This is a genomic window from Blastococcus sp. CCUG 61487, from assembly GCF_005222955.1.
Lineage (GTDB): Bacteria > Actinomycetota > Actinomycetes > Mycobacteriales > Geodermatophilaceae > Blastococcus.
In genome coordinates this window covers 1-287 of the sequence record NZ_LWUA01000192.1, presented here as the reverse complement: position 1 = coordinate 287, position 287 = coordinate 1, and the positions used below count along the sequence as shown (strand labels likewise).

The following is a 287-nucleotide window of genomic DNA, read 5'->3' as shown; positions in this document are numbered from 1 at the left end:
GGTCGCCCAGCCGCCGAAGCGATCCATCACGCTGACCTCGTCGAAGCGCAGGCCGTCGGCGTGATATTCGCGATAGAACATGATGGCGTTGTCGACGAGGTACTGCCGCACATCGGCATTCCAATAGGCGAACACCTGCCCGCCAGCCCAGCCCTGGTCGGTGAAATACAGGCTGCGATTGGGATCGCCGTAAGGCTGGCGGTCGAAGAACCAGATACTGTTCTCGTCAAAACCGCCGCCGGCATGATTGTAGACGACGTCGAACAGCACGGCGATGCCATGGACAT

Annotated in this window: 1 pseudogene; it reads right to left on the bottom strand. The window is 60.3% G+C overall.

Annotated features, from left to right (window positions below):
- Positions 1-270 (bottom strand): annotated as a pseudogene (locus A6V29_RS10205) (hypothetical protein); the annotation flags it as partial.
- Between the last annotated feature and the right edge of the window lie 17 nt (positions 271-287).